The sequence below is a fragment of the Rhizobium sp. P32RR-XVIII genome, from assembly GCF_012641395.1.
GTDB lineage: Bacteria > Pseudomonadota > Alphaproteobacteria > Rhizobiales > Rhizobiaceae > Rhizobium.
In genome coordinates this window covers 1-516 of sequence record NZ_JABAIH010000092.1, presented here as the reverse complement: position 1 = coordinate 516, position 516 = coordinate 1, and the positions used below count along the sequence as shown (strand labels likewise).

At 66.9% G+C, this 516-nt stretch carries 1 protein-coding gene; it reads right to left on the bottom strand.

Going from position 1 to position 516, the window contains the following annotated elements:
- Window positions 1–516: AAA family ATPase (locus HGP14_RS35195; RefSeq protein WP_168834387.1), on the bottom strand; the 516-nt coding region annotated here is incomplete at both ends.

Sequence of the window (516 nt, the reverse complement as noted above, 5' to 3'; positions counted from 1 at the left end):
GGAACACCAGCTGAAACCGGGCCTGCTGGTCCTGCGGCGAAAGATCGGGCGCCAGCGGCTGCTCGCCAATGATCAGAGCCAACTCCGGAACGAGATTGACCATGAGCTGGCCGTTCGGGCCCAACGCCTCCAGCAAGGCGGCACGCCAGTGGCTGAGCTCCGCGTCGCTCTTGACCAACAGCGGCCGGATCAGGCCCTGGAAGGCCTGGGCCAGGGTGGAATAGGGGATGTCTCGCTTGTACTGGTCGAACTTGCCGGATGCGAACAGCCCGCGCGGCGGGACGAGCACCCGGTGCAGCTCGTTGACCACCGCGGACTTGCCGATGCCCGAATAGCCGGAGACCAGCACCAGCTCAGCCGCGCCATCCTGGACGACACGGTCGAACGCCGCGAGCAAGGCCTCGACCTCGCGCTCGCGGCCATAGAGCCTTTCCGGAATCAGCAGCCGGTCGGGCGTGTCGTGTGCCCCGAGCGGGAAATCGTCGATACGGCCCTGGGCCACCCACTGTGCCAAAC